At 62.3% G+C, this 20,268-nt stretch carries 18 protein-coding genes; 2 read left to right on the top strand and 16 right to left on the bottom strand.

All coding sequences use genetic code 11. The annotated features are described in order from the left end of the window. Positions 1–15 precede the first annotated feature (15 nt). From treS to BLT55_RS07805, 4 genes are all read right to left on the bottom strand, one after another. Positions 16–2,079 (bottom strand): maltose alpha-D-glucosyltransferase, encoded by a 2,064-nt coding sequence (gene treS / locus BLT55_RS07820; protein WP_055001461.1) that lies wholly within the window; start codon positions 2,077–2,079, stop codon positions 16–18. A gap of 127 nt (positions 2,080–2,206) precedes the next feature. Further along, positions 2,207–2,776, bottom strand: coding sequence for a substrate-binding domain-containing protein (locus BLT55_RS07815; RefSeq protein WP_235810191.1), 570 nt, complete (start codon positions 2,774–2,776; stop codon positions 2,207–2,209). 35 nt (positions 2,777–2,811) lie between these two features. Further along, on the bottom strand, positions 2,812–3,072 hold the full coding sequence (locus tag BLT55_RS07810) for a helix-turn-helix domain-containing protein (RefSeq protein WP_055001459.1): 261 nt from the start codon (positions 3,070–3,072) through the stop codon (positions 2,812–2,814). A gap of 319 nt (positions 3,073–3,391) precedes the next feature. Further along, complete coding sequence (locus BLT55_RS07805; protein ID WP_007249491.1) at positions 3,392–3,997, bottom strand: DJ-1/PfpI family protein; 606 nt, start codon at positions 3,995–3,997, stop codon at positions 3,392–3,394. 124 nt (positions 3,998–4,121) lie between these two features. On the opposite strand from BLT55_RS07805, the gene ftrA reads away from it, so the two are divergent. Next, the gene (gene ftrA / locus BLT55_RS07800; protein WP_055001458.1) at positions 4,122–5,075 is read left to right on the top strand and encodes a transcriptional regulator FtrA; all 954 of its coding nucleotides are present in this window, start codon (positions 4,122–4,124) and stop codon (positions 5,073–5,075) included. Here ftrA and BLT55_RS07795 read toward each other — a convergent pair. The 11 genes from BLT55_RS07795 to BLT55_RS07745 form a co-directional block, all read right to left on the bottom strand. Next, complete coding sequence (locus BLT55_RS07795) at positions 5,035–6,213, bottom strand: serine hydrolase domain-containing protein (RefSeq protein ID WP_055001457.1); 1,179 nt, start codon at positions 6,211–6,213, stop codon at positions 5,035–5,037. The two genes, ftrA and BLT55_RS07795, sit on opposite strands and share 41 nt — an antisense overlap. A gap of 3 nt (positions 6,214–6,216) precedes the next feature. Beyond that, entirely contained in the window at positions 6,217–7,371 is a 1,155-nt protein-coding gene (locus BLT55_RS07790) for an iron-containing alcohol dehydrogenase (RefSeq protein ID WP_055001456.1), read from the bottom strand. A gap of 36 nt (positions 7,372–7,407) precedes the next feature. After that, positions 7,408–8,052 (bottom strand): LysE family transporter, encoded by a 645-nt coding sequence (locus tag BLT55_RS07785; protein WP_055001455.1) that lies wholly within the window; start codon positions 8,050–8,052, stop codon positions 7,408–7,410. Between the two features lie 25 nt (positions 8,053–8,077). Beyond that, a complete protein-coding gene (locus BLT55_RS07780) occupies positions 8,078–9,814 on the bottom strand; it encodes an FAD/NAD(P)-binding protein (protein ID WP_375233512.1) in 1,737 nt (578 codons plus the stop codon). Next, positions 9,808–11,871, bottom strand: a complete 2,064-nt coding sequence (gene sbnA, locus BLT55_RS07775) for a 2,3-diaminopropionate biosynthesis protein SbnA (protein ID WP_162234988.1) — start codon at positions 11,869–11,871, stop codon at positions 9,808–9,810. Before sbnA ends, BLT55_RS07780 begins: the two co-directional genes overlap by 7 nt. A gap of 5 nt (positions 11,872–11,876) precedes the next feature. Next, the gene (locus tag BLT55_RS07770) at positions 11,877–13,199 is read right to left on the bottom strand and encodes a lysine N(6)-hydroxylase/L-ornithine N(5)-oxygenase family protein (protein WP_055001453.1); all 1,323 of its coding nucleotides are present in this window, start codon (positions 13,197–13,199) and stop codon (positions 11,877–11,879) included. A 40-nt stretch (positions 13,200–13,239) separates the two neighbouring features. Beyond that, a complete protein-coding gene (locus BLT55_RS07765) occupies positions 13,240–14,214 on the bottom strand; it encodes an ABC transporter substrate-binding protein (RefSeq protein ID WP_082438197.1) in 975 nt (324 codons plus the stop codon). Next, positions 14,211–15,350: an NAD(P)/FAD-dependent oxidoreductase gene (locus tag BLT55_RS07760; protein ID WP_055001452.1), complete on the bottom strand. Its 1,140-nt coding sequence runs from the start codon at positions 15,348–15,350 to the stop codon at positions 14,211–14,213. The genes BLT55_RS07765 and BLT55_RS07760 overlap by 4 nt, the downstream gene beginning before the upstream one ends. Positions 15,351–15,364: 14 nt before the next feature. Further along, positions 15,365–16,864, bottom strand: a complete 1,500-nt coding sequence (locus BLT55_RS07755; RefSeq protein WP_055001451.1) for a methionine--tRNA ligase — start codon at positions 16,862–16,864, stop codon at positions 15,365–15,367. Further along, positions 16,857–17,249, bottom strand: a complete 393-nt coding sequence (locus BLT55_RS07750; RefSeq protein ID WP_055001450.1) for a cupin domain-containing protein — start codon at positions 17,247–17,249, stop codon at positions 16,857–16,859. The genes BLT55_RS07755 and BLT55_RS07750 overlap by 8 nt, the downstream gene beginning before the upstream one ends. Positions 17,250–17,582: 333 nt before the next feature. Next, complete coding sequence (locus tag BLT55_RS07745; protein WP_055001496.1) at positions 17,583–18,548, bottom strand: site-specific integrase; 966 nt, start codon at positions 18,546–18,548, stop codon at positions 17,583–17,585. Positions 18,549–18,786: 238 nt separating this feature from the next. Between BLT55_RS07745 and BLT55_RS07740 the strand changes: the two genes are divergently transcribed. After that, on the top strand, positions 18,787–19,230 hold the full coding sequence (locus BLT55_RS07740; protein WP_055001449.1) for an antitoxin Xre-like helix-turn-helix domain-containing protein: 444 nt from the start codon (positions 18,787–18,789) through the stop codon (positions 19,228–19,230). Positions 19,231–19,249: 19 nt separating this feature from the next. On the opposite strand, the gene acuI is transcribed toward BLT55_RS07740, so the two are convergent. Then, the gene (gene acuI / locus BLT55_RS07735) at positions 19,250–20,233 is read right to left on the bottom strand and encodes an acrylyl-CoA reductase (NADPH) (protein WP_055001448.1); all 984 of its coding nucleotides are present in this window, start codon (positions 20,231–20,233) and stop codon (positions 19,250–19,252) included. Between the last annotated feature and the right edge of the window lie 35 nt (positions 20,234–20,268).

Here is a 20,268-nt window from a genome sequence, read left to right as displayed (position 1 = left end):
GGCGGCGCGCCGCGCTTATATCGGCAGGGTGCTGACCACGCGCAATGCCAGACCTTCGTAGGCGTCGAGGGTGATGGTGAACTCACCCTGCTCGGTCAAATCGCCTTCAACACGCTCGTTGATGATGTCGACCACCGGGCCGGGCGCAATGCCTGGCAGATGCAGGGTCTCGACGATGGTCTCGGCGCTGAAGTTGAGTGCCGTGATCTGCGTCCCCTTGCCGGCCGGCAATTCATGCACCATGACCAGCAGGCCCGGATGCTCGACGTCCGGAATCAGAATCTGACGGCTCGCGGCAATGTCATAGGCGCGGCGCACGGCCAGAATCTTCTTCAACTGCGAGGCGAACGAATCAGGCCTTTTCAGCTGGCTGACGAGGCTGCCATACAGCGACCTTGGACGCGGCATGTTGCCCGCAGAGAACTCGGCTTCCGGGTCCAGATCGACCAGGTCGTAGGCACCCCGATGGACCCAGCGGGTGTCGCCGTCCTGCATGAGGTGCTCGACCTGCTCGGCTGGTAGCGTCAAAGCACCCACCATGTCCCAGCCGGACAAGGCAAACACGCCGGGTTGCATGGCGTTGTACATCACCAGCAACAAATGAATGTGCTGGATCTGCTGGATATCGGCGTCAGTGATAGTGTCGAGATCGCGGATGCCCAGCGCGGCCGTGATGATGCTGGCCGTGGTGCAGGACACGCCGTTAGTGACGAACTTGAGGTTGTAAGGCGCATGTTCACCCGACAGTTTCTCGTACATTTCTTCGCGAATGTGCTCGCGCAAAATGTTGCCCGGGAAGGTCTGGCCCTGATAGTGGAACGTGTCGTGGGCGTGCAGCGTCCAGAAATGCACCAGCTCCAGCGTCAACTCGTCATGGTTCTGCAAGGCATGGATCAGCGAAGCCGGATCGATGCCATAGGCATGAACCTGGCGCAGCATCAGGCGCAGGAACTCCGTGGTGCCGGTCAGCAACGCATGCTGATAGGCCGGCCGGGTAATGAAGTCATAGGACAGGTCAGCGCCGCCGTTGCCCATCGAGGCGATGTCGTCGATGGTCAGGTTCAATTCTTGGAAGCTGAAACCGCCCGCTTTGCGAATTGCACCCGCCAGCAACTGGTTGCCGGTGATCGACAACGGATGGCTTTCCGACCAGGCCGTGCCTTCAGCGCGACGCTCGACGCCGAGGAAGCCGTTGGCGTCCAGACGCAGTACGCGTGCGCCCATGACGTCGATGGCGTGCAACGCGTCGCCGATGATCATCTGCTGCGCCGCAAAACTCGGGTCCAGCCAGTTCAGTGAAGGCTGGCCGTCCTTGAAATAGTGCAGATACACCCAGCGCCGCGCTTTGCCATCAACGCCCTGCACCACATCCGTGGCGCTCCAGTCGGTTTCCTTGACACCGGGCTCGAAGAAAATCACCCGTTGCAACTGGCCGACGATGTAATGCTTGTCGCGCAACTGATCGACCACCTCGGGCATCAGGTTGACGGCGTCACGGCCTGCCGGGACGTCGGGCAGCAGCTGCCAGTCTTCCTCGCGAATCTCGACCATGTGAAAAAGGCCGGGATAATCCTCGTAAGCCAGTTCGGCGAGCCGGAAGTCCGCGCCCTTGCCAGTGTGCGACGGGATGATGTCATCGATGATCACCGCGTTGTGCGCTGCGGCGATGCGCGTCAGGCTCAACAATTGCGCCTCGGTGCCCAGGTCCGGGTCGATGCCGAAGCTGATGCGGTCGAAGTTGCCGTCGATACTGGGCGTGCGGGTGCGCCCTTGCAGCCCGCCGGAAAGCTTGAGCGGGCCATTGTGAATGCCCTGAATGCCGATTTCCGACAGCGCATGCCACAAGGTTTCGTCGCCCAGCGCTTCCAGCACCGAGCCGCCTTCGCGGGTGACGATCGACGCCGGGTAGGCGGTGAACCAGACCGAAGCGATAGCGGAGGCGTCTCTCGGGCGGGCCAGAGCGAACGGACGTTGCCAGAGCCTGCCCTGCCCCGAATAGGTCTTGGCGCGCTGCCGGGCGGCGTTCAGCATCGATTGCTCGACCAGCCATTCCACATACTGCTTGTCCGGTATCGTCATAGCGTTCAGTCTTCCTCTTGAATCGGCGACCTGAAACGCTCCGCGAGCGGAGCGTTGTGAATGTTTTACCTATGGGTATGAGCCCTTTGGACCGAAAACGTTGCATCAGTGTCGAAAGCCAGCGCGATCAATAGCGCGAAGCCAGCATGCCGGACGGCTTCTTCAGCGCCTGAATCACCGCGTTGGCCGCGTTGGACAACAGTGAGGTCGGGCGAGCCACAATGCTGATCTGGCGCGTCACCGTCAATGGCAGCGCGATCTGCTGGAACTCGCCAGAGTGAGCGTTCACCAGCGCGCTGGGCAGGATCGAAATGCAGTGCCGCTTGGCAACCAGGTCCAGCAGCGTCTCCAGGCAACTGAGTTCGCCACGATGCACCAGCCGCACCTGCACCGCCGCCAATTGCTGATGCAGACGCTCGACCCCCGAGTGGCGCCAGGCCACGTAGCGGGCGCTCTGCACCTGCTCGACAAAACTGCGCTGTGCAGCCTGTTCGCTGCGCGCAGCAACCAGCACGTAATGATCCGACCACTGATGATGTTGCAGATGATGCTCGCCGAGGACGGTTGTCGGAAGGATCACGATGTCGGCAATGTCTTTGCGCAACGCGTCGAGTGACGGATTCTGCTCGCTGCCGTGCAGCACGTTCAGGTGGATGTCCGGATAATGGCGGGCCAGAAAATCCAGGGCTGCGGGCAGGCTGGTCTCGCGAATATGCGTGTGGTAGTGAATGGTTACACTACCACTGACCCCATTTTTTTTAGTTGCTCCAGCGTCGCCATGATGTTGCCGAGCGTCTGGGTAATGACCTTGCCCTCCGGGGTCAGGGTGCAGCCCGTGCGGCTGCGGATGAACAGGCGCTTTTCAAAGAAATCCTCGACCTCCTTGATCGCGTAACTGATGTTTGACTGGCTGCACCCCAGGATGGCCGCAGCCTCGGAGAACGAACCGTGCTGTGCGACCGTTTGAACGACTTTGAAGAAGTGGGTTTTCATGTGTCCTGCACTCTGGTTTTGCAAAAGTTGGGTGCGGCCTGTCTCTGGACGGGAAAGTGATCGGAATGCAGGAATTTCCGGCTGGCACGCCAGATCGCCGAAGTCATCGGCAGTCGGCAGTGATGGGTCAGGCGGAGGAATGCAACTACTGAGCTTCCCGAAAGGGATCAGTCATGCAGATTTCGGGCGCACGCCGTCATCAATGACATCCAGGGCAAGACGGGCGTCTTCTGGCCGCTATGGATCGAGTCGCTATGGCTATCGGACCCGATGCCTGCCGCGAAAAAAGGAACGAGGCACACCGGGTCACGGCAATGAATCAGTCGTTTTCGGTCCAGTCGAAATCCATTTGCAGCGCAGTGCGCTCAGCCAGCTCACGGCTGTGCAAACGCTCGACCAGGTGCAGGCTCATGTCGATACCGGCGGAGATACCGGCCGAGGTCACGAATGAACCTTCGTCTACCCAGCGCAGGGTGCTGAGTACATCCACCGAGGGGAACATTTCCTTGAGGTCGCCGATGTCTTCCCAATGCGTGGTGACCTGCTTGCCGGCCAGCTTGCCGGTCTTGGCCAACATGAAGGCACCGGTGCAGACCGCAGCGACGACACGACCCGGTTCTGACTGGTCACTGATCCAGCGGATGACGTCGGCTTTTTCCATTTCGGCATTGACCACCCCGCCCGGCACGATCAGGCAATCCATGGGTGGGTGATCGCTGATCGAAAAATCCGGGTCGACCTTCAGCCCGGCCCGCGCGCGCACCGGCGTGGTGCTGCGACCGATGGTGAAGACGTTGAACAGCGCCCGGTCACTGCGACTGGTGCGCGCGTGCATGCGGGTTGCAGTGGTGAATACTTCGTAGGGGCCAGCGAAGTCGAGGACTTCGACGTCGTCGTAGACGTAGATACCGATATTGAGTGGCACGAGTTGGCTCCAGGGTCTGCTTGCCAGACCGCTTGCATGTTAATGTTTCACCTGGATTGCAGATTACGCAGTCGCATCGCGCCAAACTACTGGCTGAAATGCCAATATCCGGTAACATCGCGCCATGAAAAATCATCTCGTCGTCGCCCTTATCTATAACCAGCTGTGCACCTTCGAATTTGGCTGCACAGTCGAGGTATTCGCCCTCAAACGGCCCGAGCTCGGGGTCAACTGGTACGAGTTCGCGACCTCCCCGGTCGACGATGGGCCGATCACTGCCGCAGGCGGCATCACCATCGTGCCAACGCCGGGCGACGTGCTGCTGGAACATGCCGACACGATTATCGTGCCAGGCTGGCGCGGTGTTGAATCTGCTGTCCCACCGCGCCTGATCGAACAGCTTCAGGCGGCGCACGCCCGGGGCGCGAGGATCTGCTCGATCTGCACCGGTGCCTTCGTGCTGGCGGCGGCCGGTCTGCTTGACGGGCATAAAGTCACCACCCACTGGCGTTACACCGACCTGCTGGCCAGCATGTATCCGGCCCTGACCATCCAGCCTAACGAGTTGTATGTGGATCAAGGCACGATTGTCACCGCTGCAGGCTCGGCTGCCGGGCTGGACATGATGCTGCACCTGGTGCGCAACGATCATGGCTCGCGTGTCGCCAACATGGTGGCGCAGCGCATGGTGATCCCGCCGCATCGCGAAGGTGGTCAGTCGCAGTACGCGTCACGGCAACTGGTTGCCGCCAGCGACGGGCCGATTTCCAATCTGATGGACTGGATTCGCAGCGACCTGCAGCGCCCGCACACCATCAAGGACATGGCCTCACGTGCAGCACTCAGCACCCGCACCCTGCACCGCAGTTTCATGGAAAGCACCGGTCTGACGCCTTACGACTGGCTGCTCGGCGAGCGGGTGGCTTACGCCAAGGAGCTGCTGGAGTCCTCGAAGCTGCGCCTCAATGAGGTGGTCGACCGGGCCGGTTTCGGTTCTGAAGAGTCCTTTCGCCGCCACTTTCGCAACCTGGTGGGGATCAGTCCGAGCAGCTACCGCAAGCAGTTTGCCCGGGTCTGAGGTACAGCGCGTCGACCAGCGCCTCGGCAAACTCGCCCCACGCCCCGGCGACGGCGGTGTTGGTCACCGTGACCAGGCTGATGGCCGAAACCGGATCCACCCAATAATGGCTGCCATACACGCCGCACCACGACCAGCTACCCGCACCCTGTCGCTGCCCGGCAGCCAGCGGATCGGTCAGAATCATCGGCCCCAGACCGAATTTCCAGCCCGGCCCGCGGTTCTCGACCGTGCGCTGCCCCATGGCGTTGCTCAACAGCAGTCTGATACTGGCCGGACTCAGCAACGGCGCGCCGCCCAGACGCAAGCATTCCAGCAAGCGCAGATAGTCATCCGCCGTGCCCAACATGCCCGCCCCGCCCGACTCATAAGCTGTCAGGTCAAACGCGCGAGCCGATGACAGCCGTGCCTGTCCGCTGTCGAGCATCACTGCATCGTTGTCACCGATACGTTGCGGCCCGCGAGCGCCGTCTTTGTAGGCAGCCGCCAGCGGCTGACTCGACGCGTGACTGAACGATGTCCTGCCCATCCGAAGAGGCTCAGTGACCCATCGGGCCACGGCGTCCGACAGCCGAAGGCCGCTGGCCTGTTCGATCACCGCGCCCAGCACATCGGTGGCCAGCGAATAGCCCCACGCGCTGCCAGGCTCGAACAACAGTGGCACGCGTGCCAGTCGGGTCAGGTTTTCCTGCAGATCGAACGCGACACCGTCCAGCCCGTCCGAGACGCCAGCCTGATGATAGGCATTGCCGGGCGGTTGTTCGAAACCGTAGCTCAGGCCCGAGGTGTGCGACAGCAAATGCCGCAGGCTGATCACCGGCTCCCGACCGTTTGCCAGCTTTGGGCGAAAGGCTGGCAGCCAGTCGCTTACGGCAGCGTCCAGACTTACGACGCCCAGCTCACACAGGCGCATGACCGTGACCGAGGTCAGCAGCTTGGTCAGCGAGGCGAGACGAAAGCGTGTGTCGCGGCTGACCGGGAGTTGCCGTTCCCGATCAGCCCAGCCTCTGGCGCAGGCATAACGCAGCGTTCCATGCTCAGCCAGCAGCATGACGCCGCCAACGATTCGGCCTTGATCGATGAACTGCTGCCAGACCTCCGCCAGGCGCTGTACGGCGCTTTCATCCAGGTGCGCCATGCCTCAATGCCCCTGCACCGCGCGGCGGAAGATCTGCGCGTACTCCTGCGCCGAATGACGAATCGGGTTGGTGTGCGAACAGCAGTCGGCAAATGCCATCCTGCCGACCCGTTCGGCATCGCGATCATCGATACCGATAGCGGCCAGTGTCGGCGGAATGCCGATCTGCTCGCGCAGGTCCAACACCCACGCCATCACGCCGTTGAAGCCCGGTTCCGGCAGGCGTAGATAAACCGCCAGTTCCTCCATGTGCCTCAGCAGCGACGCGCGGTTGGCGTGCAGCACGTAAGGCAGCAAAATCGCATTCACCAGGCCATGATGCTGGTCATAAAGCGCGCCCAGGCTCTGTGCAATCGCGTGCACGCCGCCCAGCCCCCGCTGAAACGCCGCAGCACCGAGGCTCGACGCCACCAGCATCTGCTGACGCGCTTCCAGATCGTGGCCGTCGGCAACCACGCGCGGCAGAAACTGCTTGATCATTTGCATGCCCTTGACCGCCAGCGCTTCGGCCATCGGGTGCCAGACCGGTGAGCACCAGGACTCCATGCAATGGGTCAAGGCGTCGGCTCCGGTGGCGGCCGTCAGTTGCGTCGGCAGATCGACCGTCAGCGTGGCGTCCAGAATCGCAATACGCGGCATCATGCGCAGGTGCAGGATGGTGCGTTTGACGCACGCTTGCTCATCCGTGATCACCGATGCCCGGCCCACCTCGGAGCCCGTCCCGGCAGTGGTCGGCAGCGCAATGACCGGGGCGATGCCTTGTGGATCGGCACGCAGGTGATTCTCGCCGATGTCTTCAAAATCCCACAGTGGACGGCTTTGGCCGGACATTAATGCCACGGCCTTGGCGGCATCCAGCGCCGAGCCGCCGCCGAATGCGATGACGCCGTCGTAACCACCGGTGCGATAAACCTCCAGCCCGTCGGCGACATTGGTTCCGGTCGGGTTGCCCTTGACCCGGTCGAACAGCCCGCAGTGGCCCAGTTGGCGGCGGCAGTCTTCTACGGCACTGGCGATCATGTCAGTGCCGCCGAGAAAGTGGTCGGTGATCAGTAGCGGCCGTTTGATGCCCGTCACCCGACAGGCGTCGGCCAGCTCACGGACGCGTCCTGCGCCGGCCCGGATTGAAGTCGGATAGTGCCAATCATTGCTGTGCATAGGTGTATTCCTTTGAAAATCGATCAGGTCAGCGCTTCAGTTGAACAAGCCGACAGGCAGCAGCCCGATCAGCAGGCGCAGGCCGAAGGCGATCATGAAAAGCCCGGTGACAATGTCGATGGCTTTTTTCATGCGCTGGTAGCGAGCCTGCACGGCAGGAATCGAAAACAGCGTGGCCAGCAGCACGAACCAGGAAATGGCCAGTACTGCAATGATCGACACCCCCGCTGTGCGCACCCACATCGGCATGCCGGGCGTGGTGACGGTGGTGAAGACACTGGTGTAAAACGCCAGCGCCTTGGGATTGGTCAGGTTGGTCAACAGGCCGAAGCGATAGGCGCGCCCGAGGCTGCCGATGCCCAGCGCGCCGATGTCCCGTGGCTTGGGCTGGCTGCCCGCGCTGCGCAGGCTTTTAGTGCCAAGCCAGGTCAGGTAAGCACCGCCGAGCAGTTGCAGGGCCGGTTGCAGCCAGGGCAACTGCTGAAAAATCAGCCCCAGGCCAGTGGCCGCCAGCAACGCCCAGAGAATGCTCCCTGAAGCCACGCCCAGCCCGGCGCAAACCCCCTGCTGCCGGGACTGGCTGAACGACAATTGAGTGATGACCAGAAAGTTCGGACCAGGGCTGATGATCAGCACAATGAATGCACCGGCGAGCGCCGTCAGTAACGTCAGTTCGTACATGAATGATTCCTTTTGGGTGAGTGAGTTACAGCACTTTTTTAAATGAGCACGTGAGGTATCTGGAGTCAGGCTCTGCGAGCATTGCCAGGCACGACTCGACGGCCCGCCGCGCTTCGATCAGCGCGTGACAGGTGGGGTCTGGCGTGGGGATGTAATGGTTGTAAAACGTACAGCCTTCGACGACCGGGCCGAGCACCCAGAGCCTGGGTTGCGGCGAGCCGTCACGGCCCAGCGCACGGCCCGTCCGATCGGTTTCGATGCCATCGGCGGGCCAGGCGTGTGCCGCGCGGATCAGCCCTTGCTCCAGCAAATCGCCGATCAGGCCCCGCGCAGGACGTGACAGCCCGTTATGGGCAACCCGCGCCGGAATGACGCAGTCGAACTGTCGCGCCTCGTCCATTGGCGGCAGCACCGCCACCACGCCCGCCTTGATCAGCGCCAGCAGGTCCTCATGCCGTTCCTTTTGTGGCCCGCCGACCAGCCGGTTCGACAGCCCGGCCCACGTGCCATAAAAATCAAGGGTCGAGGCCTCGCTCAGCCCATTGCGCCCGGCGACCAACCGCAGCACGTCGCGGTAATCCCGCCAGACTTCCAGCGCCAGACGGATCGGGCTGCGTGCAGTACCCAGTCTGCTCAGCGCCAGACCGCGCTCGATCCACTCGACGAACCAGGTCGCGTAGGACTCGGCCGAGCCTGACCAGCGCTCGGTCACCAGCCACTCATCAGGCTCGAACTCGCCCCACTGTTCGGCCAGCAGAGCAAACAGCGCGGGCCTCGACGTTGCTTCACGCAGCAGACGCTGGACTGACGGCAATTGCCGGGGCGCGACCAGGCGCACTCTGGCCTGATAGAACACGGCGCGCATTTCGTCCTTGATCAGCGGCAGCACGTCGCGCCGAAAGTCCAGCTGCCCGGCTGGCCGTTGCTGGCGCAGCCCGGCGATCACCTCTGCGCCAAGAAACAGCCTGGGCAGCGGCGCCTCGCCTGGCGAGTGCCACTGCGGCCGCGCGTGGAACGGCAGACCCGAACGCGAGTACAAAAACACCTTGGGTTCGCGTCCTGATGGCAGGTATCGCCAGCCTGCAAAGCCACCATCGCGCACGTATCGCCCGCCACGCCCCTGGGTGAGGCTTGCGAGAGTGTCCATGGCCGTTAGCCCAAGTCCTTCGATAGCAACCGTTTCGCCAGAGGGCTGCTGTTCAGCGCTGTCTGCAGCGTGCCCGCTGGTCAGGAACACGGCGTCAACCTGCATCTGGCGCTGCTGGCCGCGCAGCCGGAAACCGCTCGCGTCGGGCAACGCGCGGCAAGCGTCGACCCGCTCGGCGTAGTGACGCACCCGCACGTGTGCCGGGCACTGTTGCAGCACAAAGCGGTAGCTGTCCTGCAAGTAGCGCCCGAGTAAGCGACGCGGCACGAAATCCCCAAAACCGACAGGCCTGCCCTGCCCCTCAGCGCAAACATGGCCACGCTCGTCAAGGCGTACGCCATGGGCGCCGCACCACTGCAGAAACGTCCAGCCTGCTGGCTCGCAGGCCGGAAATGCCGAAGAAAACGCTGACAGTTGCCCCGCCATGGTATTGAGCATCAGGTAATCCGCCTGCTGCGCGTGGTGCAACCCGCTGCCCGGCGGCTGCGGGTCAAAGACTTCGATATGCAGCGGTTGCTGAGTGGCGTGGCGGCTCATGCAGATCAACTGCTCCAGAATGCTCAGGCCTCGCGAGCCCATGCCGATGATCGCAATGGTAGGCACGGCCATCACCAGCGACTCGATTCGAAGAAAAATCGCGGCACCGGCAATGCACTGCCTTCCGCCAGTGCCTGGCGATACAGCCGCTGGCCCAGCGCAAGGTCCAGCACGCCGAGGCCGAATGGCGAGAAGATGGCAGGCCGATCCGGGGCCAACTCGATCTGCCCGTTAATCAGTTGTGCCAGCGTGCCGGTGATGAACGAGCGGTCCTGATAATGCTCAACCGCGAGGTCGGGAGACGTCTGCGCCTTGAGGCAGTGCTCGACGTCATCCAGGATGTTGTTGGCCTGGGCAATAACCTCCGGCCCCAGATCGCGCAGGGAAATATTCAGCAGCACTTGCCCCGGCCGAAAGAGCGGTTCCAGCACATACGGGCTGGGCGCAGTGGTGGCGAACACCACCACGTCGGCTTGCAGGCAGCCCGGCAAATCCGCCGCTTCACAGTTCAAGTGATGGCTTCTGGCCGCATGCTCGACAAGGGCGCGCATCGAGTCCTCGTGCTGATCGAAGACGTTGACGGTGCCCATCGTCCAGCCATCGCTGACGAACATGTCGAGAATGGTTCGCGCAATGAAACCGGCGCCCACAAACGCCATGCGCCCGACGTGCCGCTGGTGGCGATTCATCCAGCGCGCACCCAGCACGGCGGACGCAGCGGTGCGCATGGCACTGATTCGCGAGGCTTCCAGGCAGGCGACGGCGTAGCCGGTGGCCGGATCATTGAGGATCAGCACCGCAGAGGCGCGTTGCAGCCCCCTGTCGACATTGCCCGGAAAACTGGAGATCCACTTGATACCACTGACCGGCTGCTCCCCCGTCAGGCTGGCCGGCAGCGCAATGATGCGATTGGCCGGAGCCTCTGGAAAGCGCAGGAAATAGCTGTCGGGATTGATCGTGCGACCGGCGTCGTGCTCCAGATAGGCCGTCTGCACGTCATTGATACAGGCCAGAGGATCAGCCGCCAGCAAACGCGCTGCCACCTCCCCGTCAACCACATGAAACGGCGCGTTCTGCAGACGTTCGGCAGCTAGCCAGACGGTCCACGAGGAAAAATCCTGCGCAGGCTCGCTCCCACAAGGGATTGCGGCTGAGTCAGAGAGGTCTGCCAGGGACATGTTCAGCACGTCGCGGCCGAAACGCTGTTCGACCCAGTGATCGTCATACAGCGTGTCCAGATAACGCTCGCCCCAGTCCGGCGACAATGCCACGACCACCGAGCCGGGTTCGATGCGCTCGCGCCATGCGTGCACCGCTGCAATCACTGTCGCGGTCGAGCCGCCAACCAGCAGGCCTTTGCTGCGTGCCAGAATCCGGCACATGGCGACGGTGCGCGCTTCCGGGACCATTTCCAGCGCATGAATACCGCCGGAATCGAAGATCGGTGGACGCTGACTGGTGCCCAGCCCCGGTATGAAGCGGCGGCCGGCCGGGGTGTCGAAGGTCACCGACCCTACGCTGTCCACGGCAATGATTTTTGTGGCCGGATGATGACGCTGAAAATGCTGAATGCAGCCCATCAACGTCCCGGTAGTCCCCGCCCCGACAAACAGATAGTCCACATGACCGAAATGCCGGCTGATCGAACTCGCCGTGGTCCGTGCGTGGGCACGCGGGTTGGCAGGGTTTTCATACTGATTGAGCCACACGTAACGCCGATCACTGGCCACCTTGTGACGAATCAGTGCGATGCGCGTGCCGAGAAAACCGCCATTGGCGTCCGGGGTTTCCACCTGAATGACCTCGGCGCCGTAACTGCGCATCATGCGGATGTTGTGGCTGGAGCTGTTGGGATCGACTACGCAGGTAAACGGAATCCCGCGCTCGGCGCAGATCATCGCCAGTGCCACGCCGAGATTGCCTGACGACGACTCGACCAGAATCGTCTCGGGACCAAGCAGACCGCGCGCCTGCACGTCATTGATCAGGCCGACAGCTGTCTTGAGCTTGATCGAGCCCGCCGGGTTGAGCGACTCCATTTTCAGGAAAAAGTCGTGCCCCAGGCCGGTGACTTTCAGAAAAGCCTGATCGTGAACGATCTCGCAGAGGCTCTGGTATTCAGAAGCGTTGTGCATAAGGGTCACTTCCACTGTGCCAGCATGGGGGTATCGGCTACCGGTTCGATGGCTTGCCCGAGGGCATTGACGATGCGCTCGGCACGCAGCGCCATCAGCGAGAACGACTGGCTGTCGCTGATCCCGTGACTGCGTTCGGAAAGGCCGTTGACCCAGACAGTCACGTCGCACTCGCCTTCGGTAGCAACGCGGTAGTCGCGGTCGATCAGCAAGCCGCCGTCCGTGGCGGTCTTCAGCCACGGCTGTAACCCGCTCAACAGCGGCGGCACCAGGTACTGCTGATAGCCGGTGCCCAGCACAAGCACATCGACTTCCAGCACCTGAGTGCGCTGGCTGAAGGTGTCGGTCAACGTGACCATATAGCCGTCGCCGGTGTGTTCAATACCGGTGATCTCGCTGTAGGCGTAGGTCTGCAAGCGTTTGCGCCCGGCGATGGCATCTTCGTAGATCAGCGAAAACAGCTTCTGGCTTTCGTCCGGATCGATACCGGCGTAATTGGTCGAGCGGCTCCGGTCGAGAAAACGCTGACGCGCCAAGGGTTCAAGGCTGTGGAAGTAATCGACATGGTCCGGCGCGAACACCCGGTTGGGGAACTGGCCCAGTTGCGTGAGCTTGAAACCGGCCGAGCGGTGCACCGAATGCACTTCGATGTCGCAACGACGGCTGATCAGTTCCAGCACCGACTCACTGGCGCTTTGCCCTGAACCCAGCACCAGCCAGCGTTTGGGCAGTGGCTCACCCAGTGCTTTCAGGCGGGTCAGAAAGTGCGACGTGTGAAACAGCCTCGGGCCGAGCAACGCCCGAAACGGCTCAGGGATATGCGCTGCGCTGCCGCTGGACAGCACCAGATTGCGCGTGGTGAAGCTGGCATCTGGCGTGCGAACCCGCAATTCGTGTAACCGGCCGTTGCGGACCACCGGATCGATCTCGGTGACCGGCGCATTGAACCGCGTGTGGCGGTCTACCTGGCTGGACACCCAGGCCAGGTAATCCGACCACTCGTGGCGACTGGCCGGGCGACCCAGCAGGCCGAAATCGAACATTCGGCCCTTGTCCTTGAGGTACATGGCGAAGGAAAAGCGGCTGCGCGGGTTGCGCGGCGTCACCAGATCACGAAACACATGGTGATTGATGTCCGTCCCGGTCAGCAGCAGCTCGCGGTGCCAGTGCGTGTCGGCGGCAGCTTCCAGATAACGCAGGGAGAGCCTGCCAAGCGGGTCGTTCGCTTCGCGCGCGTCTTCGAAGGCGCAGGCCAGTGCGATCCCGGCGGGACCAAAGCCGATACACAGGGCATCGGAATGAAAAGAATGTGGCGTCGAGTTACCCATGAGGTTCCTGTCCTTAGAATGGTTTTGAAACGGTGAGTGCTCAGTCAGCGGCGGCGCTCAGCCCTGCGGGGCCGAGCGTCCAGACGCGGGTCGCAGCGGTTCGGCATTCGCCCTGATCAAAACTGACGATGCCGAGCCGGGTGCTGAACGTGGTGTGATGCAGCGTGTCCAGCAGGGCCTGACCGCGCGCGGTGTTGCAGGCCAGAACAGCCAGCACCTGGAGCATCAGCAGGCTTTCGCGGAAATAGGTGTGCGGCTCGGCCGCAAACAACGTTCGGTGCAACACGCTTGCCGGGCAGTGGTGACGGTCTGGCGTGGCGAAACCGATGACGAACGTGTTGCGGTCGTGTGCCGGGGCAGTGCCCAGATGCGGCGACGCGGCGTCGTCGGTCAGCACCAGCGGCCGAACACTGCCTGCCTGGCGTCGGGCCTGCCAATGCGCGTGGCTGGTCTTTAGACGCCCGGCGAATACCTCCACATCAGCGCTGTCCCGGTCGTTGACCCGGTGCAGGCCGGCGCCAGCGAGCGCTGTGCCAATCGCCGCCGCCAGCGCCTGACCGTGTGCGCTGCCGTCCGCATCCACATGCACAGTCGCCCACTGTCGAACCGCCAGCCAATTCACCAGATCGCCCGCCAATTGGCGGTCTGAAGGGCAGAAACGAAAGACGTTGCGATGCGCCAGCGTCAGCCGGTCGAGGGTTGCCGCCGGGGTCAGCAGCGCAATACCGGCCTTTTCATAGCGCGGCGCGGCACTGACGGCGGCGTCGGATGAAAAGTGACCGATCACCAGATCGGCCTGCCAGTCGATCATGTGCTGCGCTACGTCGGCGCCGCGAGCAGCGTTGGCGCCATCGTCGAGAAAGTGCCACTGCACCTGCGCCAGCTCCACAGTGAAGTTGCGCGCCACGGCCAGCGCGCGCATGAAGGTTCGCGCATGCGGCGTATCGTCAGGGTCGAACAGCGCGCTGACGCCGACCCGTAGCCCGTTCGCCACAGGCACCAGCGGCCGCATCATGGCTGCACGCTCGACGAGTTGATATCAGGCATGAACCGCTGCGGTGACAGCGCCGACCAGTCGGAACACGGGTGATCGCCGCCAAGCAAGCGGCCAAGCAACTGATCGCAAGCAATCCGGGCAATGCCGGGCGCCAGCTTGAAACCCAGCCCCGACATGCCGGCAGCCAGATAGACCGGGCTTTGCTCGGCACAAAACCCCAGCATCGGACGGCCATCGGCGCTGTAGCTGTCGAACCCCGGCAACACATCCAATACGCGGGCGTTGGTTGCAGAGCCGCACAACTGCTCGATGCGCCGGCAAGCATCTTCGGCATGCCGCGCATCGGGCTGCGCCAGTTGCTCCGGCCACAGCGCATTGTGCCGCGGCCCGCATCCGGTCTGCACGAGGTTGCGGGTCAGTGGAATGGCATAGCTCTGGGCGACCGAGTCAATGATCGGCATCGACCAATCGTTGTCAGTCAGTACCCGCGCCAAGGGGATTGAACGCACGTCAAGCCGCGCTTGCGGCAGCAAATGCCGGGTCCAGGCGCCCGCTGCAACCACGACCGCCCGGCAACGCAAGGTCGCGTCACCCAGCTCGATGTCTACCCGGTCAGGAGTTCGACACTCGATTGCCTTGATGTCGCGGTGTTCCAGCACTACACCTTGCTGACGCACCACCTGGCACAGCGCCGAGACCGCCAGGCGCACATTGCCGACGCACGCGTTCGGCTCAAACAGGTTGACTCTTTCTTCGTCCGGGCACCGCGGGTAACCGCCGCCGCCCAGCTCGTGCCGGGCCAGCAGGCGCATCGGGTAACGCGCGCTGGCATGCTGCTCGATAGCGTTGCACAGCGCGTCCCGCTGATCGGCAGCCGCGCGGTAAATCATTCCGGTACGCTGTAACGCACTGGCGTAGGTGCTGGCAAACACGCCCTCGTTCATCTGGTCGATGGACAAGGCCGCCAGTTCCATCAGCAACGGGTCGGTGTCGTACAGCCGCACCAGCCCGCCGGAATAGCTGCTGGCACCCAGACTTGCGGCAGCTCCTTTGTCGATAAGCACTACCGACACACCCGCGCTGCACAGTTTTGCCGCGATACTGGCACCGGTTATCCCGGCGCCAATCACCGCAATCTCATAGTCGAGCAACATAGTGGTGGGTCCGTTCAGATGGAGTATTCAGCGGCCGAGCCGTTCATGAGCGTGGCGTTCACCCGGGCTTCGGGCAGCTCGAATGCGCTGACCAGGCGCGCTGACATGTCCGGGATCAGCGCTTTGCCCGCCAGCGCAATGAACGCTGTCAGATGACTGACCGGACGGTCTTCGGCGAGCCGCGTGCGAGTAATGGCAATCACATCCAGCAGCACTTGGGCCATGCGCTTCATGGAGAACTGCGCGGGGTCGGCAGCCCGGTTCCATTGCAGGCGCAACGCTTCAAGCAACCCGGCATCCACCCCGCAGATGCCGCTCCACCAGCTGTGATCGTGGTTTTCCCCAGCCTTCAGCAAGGCGGGGAAAAACTCCTCGAACAGGCTTTTGCGCCAGTGTTGAAAGTGTTGCAGGCGGAAATCGCCCTCGTCTTCCTCAGGCGCAATGCTGGCCAGGTATAAACGCGCACTGTCGGCGCAGGCCTCGCGTGCCAGATCACCGACCCAGATCGCGTGATTACGGCTGGTGGACAGGTTCAGGCCATCGAGTTTGAGAAACCGGTTCGGCATGAAGCGCTGCTGCACCTTGATGCCACGCAGCGCCGACAATTGCGCCGGGTAGACCACGGCGTGACTGAACACACAATCAAAACCGAGAAAATGCACCAGCGTGCCCTGCCCCGACTGCCAGTACTGGCGAAACAGTTCAGGACGCCCGACCTTGTCGGCGTATTCACGAAAGGCCGCCATGTACCCGGCCAGTCCCATGAACCAGGTGTGCACGCGGCATGAGCCGTCCGCTTGCAGATCCAGCCCGCCGTCACCCGGACGCGTCACGCCCCAGTCATGTACATGCTCAAGCGTGTCGCGCAGCCAGGCGTTCAGTGGTTTGCGCCACTGATGCCCCAGCAGCCGTTCGCCCAGCAGCGGCTTGAACGTCGCCAGTTTGAGAAAGGCGCGATGGGCGATTTTCCACTGCGAAGGCTGCTTGCACAGCTTGCAGTGCAGCCCGGTCATCAGTTCGGCATCCGGTGCCTGGGCGCAGTTTTCGCATTGGCTGGCGTCGGACTCGGCGCCGCAGTAATTGCAGCGACCCCGAGCGAACGCCTCGTAGCCCCAGACCTCGCAGTCAGGGCAATAAGGCTCGCTGGCGTCGCGAAACTCGATCGAGCCTGCTTCGCGCAGTGTGTTGAACACCTCGCCGGCCGCCTCGGCGAACCAGGGATTGTTGTAGGGGCGCATCCAGTTGTCAGGCTGAATATTGATCGCTGCGAGCGACGCTTCGATGCGGTCCGAGTTGCAACGGGCCAGCGCCATCGGGTCGAGGTCCAGTTCCCGGCCCTTGCGCAGCATGTAGGATTGGTAGTCATCCGAGTAGGACACCAGCACACACTCGTGACCGCGCTGGCGTTGCACGCGGGTGAACACGTCGGCGGCCAGAAACGGACCGGCGATATGGCCAATGTGCAGATCGCCGTTGGGCGTCGGCGGCGTGATCGTGACAATGAACTTAGTCATCGAGGCACCCCGTGGTCTCGCTGTGCTGCGCGACGAAGGCGTTGACGTAGTTCATATCCCACCACACCACGTAAAAGTGGAAGTCTTCGGCAGAATCGTTGATCATGTAATGATTGGTGTGCTTTGGAATCGCAGCGATATCGCCGACGTTGAGATCCATCTGCCTGTCACCCACCACAAGCCGGGCGCTACCTTTGATGGCAATGAAGATTTCTTGATCGATCTGCGTATGCGCTTCGCTGCGGGTGCCGGGACGAACCACGCACCAGCCGCCCGCGAACGGCATTGGATAGCCGTCCCACGGCAATAGACGGCTGCCCTCGAGCCCGTACTCGGGCACCAGCGCATCGAACGCGGTTTTACGGTGTATCTCGAACTTTTCCATGCTCTTTTCCGTACATTTCCAGGTCGGCAAAGCATGAAATCGTTATGGGATGCTGGCTATCCGATCGGCGGATAGGTCAGAGGTGAGGTATCGAATTTTCGGATGGTCGTCGACAGCGTCAGGTTTGCCATTTTTTTCGCTAATGGCTGGTATCGATAACGCTAATAATCGAATCGAGGGCGACGGTGTTACCGTTGGCGGCGATGAAACGAACACGTCTCCCGGCCCTGCGAATCCGCGTCGCAAGGCCTGTGAATCACTGCTCTGCTTCATCACTCCTTTGGTTAGATCTTTAAGCCATCTCACGTTGCGTGAGGTGGCTTTTTTTTGGGCTTACAGCTCAAAGCCGTCCACTACATTTCTGCGTTCATTCTCGCTGCGCATGTCGTAGCTGGCAGTGGTTGAAATATGCGTGTGGTGCGCCAGTTTCTGGGCAATCGACAGATCGTATTCTTCGATCACGCGGGTGATGAACGAGCGACGAAAGTCGTGGGGCATGATGTTGACCCCGACTTCCCGCCCGCGCTGCTTGGCGATGAAGTAAATGGCGTGCTTGGTGATGCGTTCGCGGGTGATGTGGCTGCCGCGCCGGATCCGGTTGAACAGGAACGGGTCGTCGCCCTGCCCCGGCTGCAGGCACGAACGGCGCAGCTCCAGCCAGTCGTTCAGTGCCCTGAACGCCCATTCCGGGGCGTATTTGATCAACTGTTTGTTGCCTTTGCCCAGCACCCGCAGGCTGCGCTCGGCAAAATCGATCTGCGCCAGGTCGAGGTTCACCGACTCGGACTTGCGCATGCCGGATCCATACAGAATGGCGATGATCGCAGCGTCGCGCCGTCCTTGAGGGCGCGGGTCAGCTGCACAGGTCTCCATGAGCTCACGAATCAGAGTGCGGCGGATATTGCGTCCCTTGGCCAGCCGTGTGCCGCTGACCGGTTCGATCGAGCGGATTTTCAACAACTGGTCATGGGTGATCAGGTCATGCCGCCAGGCTTCGTTCATCACGCCGCGAATAGCGTTTACGTACAACGAAGTGGTGTTGGGCGCGTAATCATCCTGGCGCAGCGTCGCGACCAGTGCCGTCACGTGGCCCGGCTGCAAGGTGTGCCAAGGGATGTCATGGATATCGACATCGGCCATGCCCAACCGGTCGGCAGCATCCTGAAGCACGTAGGTCATGGTCAGTCGGCTTGAAGGGGCAAGACGGTCGAGGTAGAGCCGCAGCGGCTTGTTGACGTCCGGCAGCGCAAACGGGCTGACGACGGGTTTCGGCAGGTCGGTGTGGGGGTCTTCCGGCATGTGCAACAACGCCTTTTCCGGTACGCGTGCAGGCGAGCGGCTCCTGCACTTCTGATTCATTCCAGGGCCTGTTCCGGTTTCATCGCGGCCGATGAAACGGGAACAGACCCTAGACGGCGATATTCAAGCGCATGACTTTAGCACGGCCTTGAAAGCAATCCTCGGTAACATCCTGACGCTTGAACACAACCTCGTCTGGGTTAGGCTTTTGGGCCGACTTTCAACAGGCCTTCTGATTGTGACTTTTGCTACCCACCTATCCGAACATCGCCAGGCAGCGGCCGGTTTCTGGTTACTGGCCTCGCAGCTCAGCCAGCGCAGCGAAACGCAACGACTGGCGCATATTCAGGCCGGTTTCGCGCCCGCCTGGGTGCGCACGATGCGCGATGCATTCGCCCTGAGTCCGCGGCAAATGGAAAGCCTGTTCAACCTGTCGGCTTCGACGCTGGAACGTCGCCAGCGCCAGCAGCAGTCCGTGGGCGCAGTAGCCTCAGAGCGTCTGGATCGCGTAGTGATGCTCGCCAGTCATGCCTTGCGCATATTTGTCACGCCCGAGTGTGCCGGGCGCTGGATGATCACGGCCAATGCAGCGCTCGCCGGCCACACTCCGCTGCAAGCCTGCGAGACCGGAATCGGCAGCGCTCAGGCGCATAGAACACTGGCTGCACTGGAATCTGCCTGAGCTCTGGCAAACAGTCGCGTCAACGTCCGGTATCTACCACCACGCGCCCGCGCACCTGACCAGCGATCAGTTGCGGGGCGATGTCGATCACCTCGCTCAAGCCGATTTCGCGGCTGATCAAAGGAAGCAGCGCGGGGTCCAGATCGGTCGCCAGCCTTGACCAGGCTTGCAGCCGGTCAGCCCGTGGCCGGTGAACGCTGTCGATGCCAGCCAGCGTCACGCCACGCAGGATGAAGGGCGCGACCGAACCCGGAAACTCCATGCCCTGCGCCAGACCACACGCAGCCACCACTCCGCGATAACGAATCCCGGCACATACATTGGCCAGCGTGTGGCTGCCCACCGAGTCAATCGCCGCCGCCCACTGCTCCTTGCCCAACGGCCGGCCTGGTTTTGACAGGCTTGCCCTGTCGATGACCTTCGCTGCGCCCAACGTGTGCAGGTATTCACTTTCCGAGACGCGCCCGGTAGAAGCAATCACCCGATAGCCCAAGCGGGCCAGAATAGCGATGGCAAAACTGCCCACGCCGCCATTGGCACCGGTCACCAGCACCTCGCCGTGATCGGGCGTCAAACCATGCTTTTCCAGGGCGATGACGCTGAGCATGGCCGTATAACCCGCCGTGCCGATGGCCATGGACTGCGCGGCAGTGAACGCATCCGGCAGCGGGATGAGCCAGGCGCTGTTCAAGCGGGCCTTTTGCGCCAGGCCGCCCCAGTGGATTTCGCCGACGTCCCAGCCGTTGAGCAGGACCTTGTTGCCGACCTTGAATTCGTCAGAATCGCTGACTTCCACAGTGCCCGCCAGATCAATGCCCGGCACCATGGGAAAGCTGCGCACGATCGGGCTCTGACCGGTGATCGCCAGCGCATCCTTGTAGTTGAGCGTGCTGTGCGACACCCGCACGGTTACATCGCCGGCTGGCAGTTGCGCGTCGTCGATATCGCTCAGGTCGACTCGATACCCTGCTTCGCCCTTGTCGATCAAAATGCCTTTGAACATGTGCGCCTCCAATTTAGACCGATCGTCTTTAATCA

It is taken from the genome of Pseudomonas cannabina (assembly GCF_900100365.1).
Lineage (GTDB): Bacteria > Pseudomonadota > Gammaproteobacteria > Pseudomonadales > Pseudomonadaceae > Aquipseudomonas > Aquipseudomonas cannabina.
The sequence above is the reverse complement of the archived record's forward strand: the minus strand, read 5'-3'. Positions and strand labels throughout refer to the sequence as shown.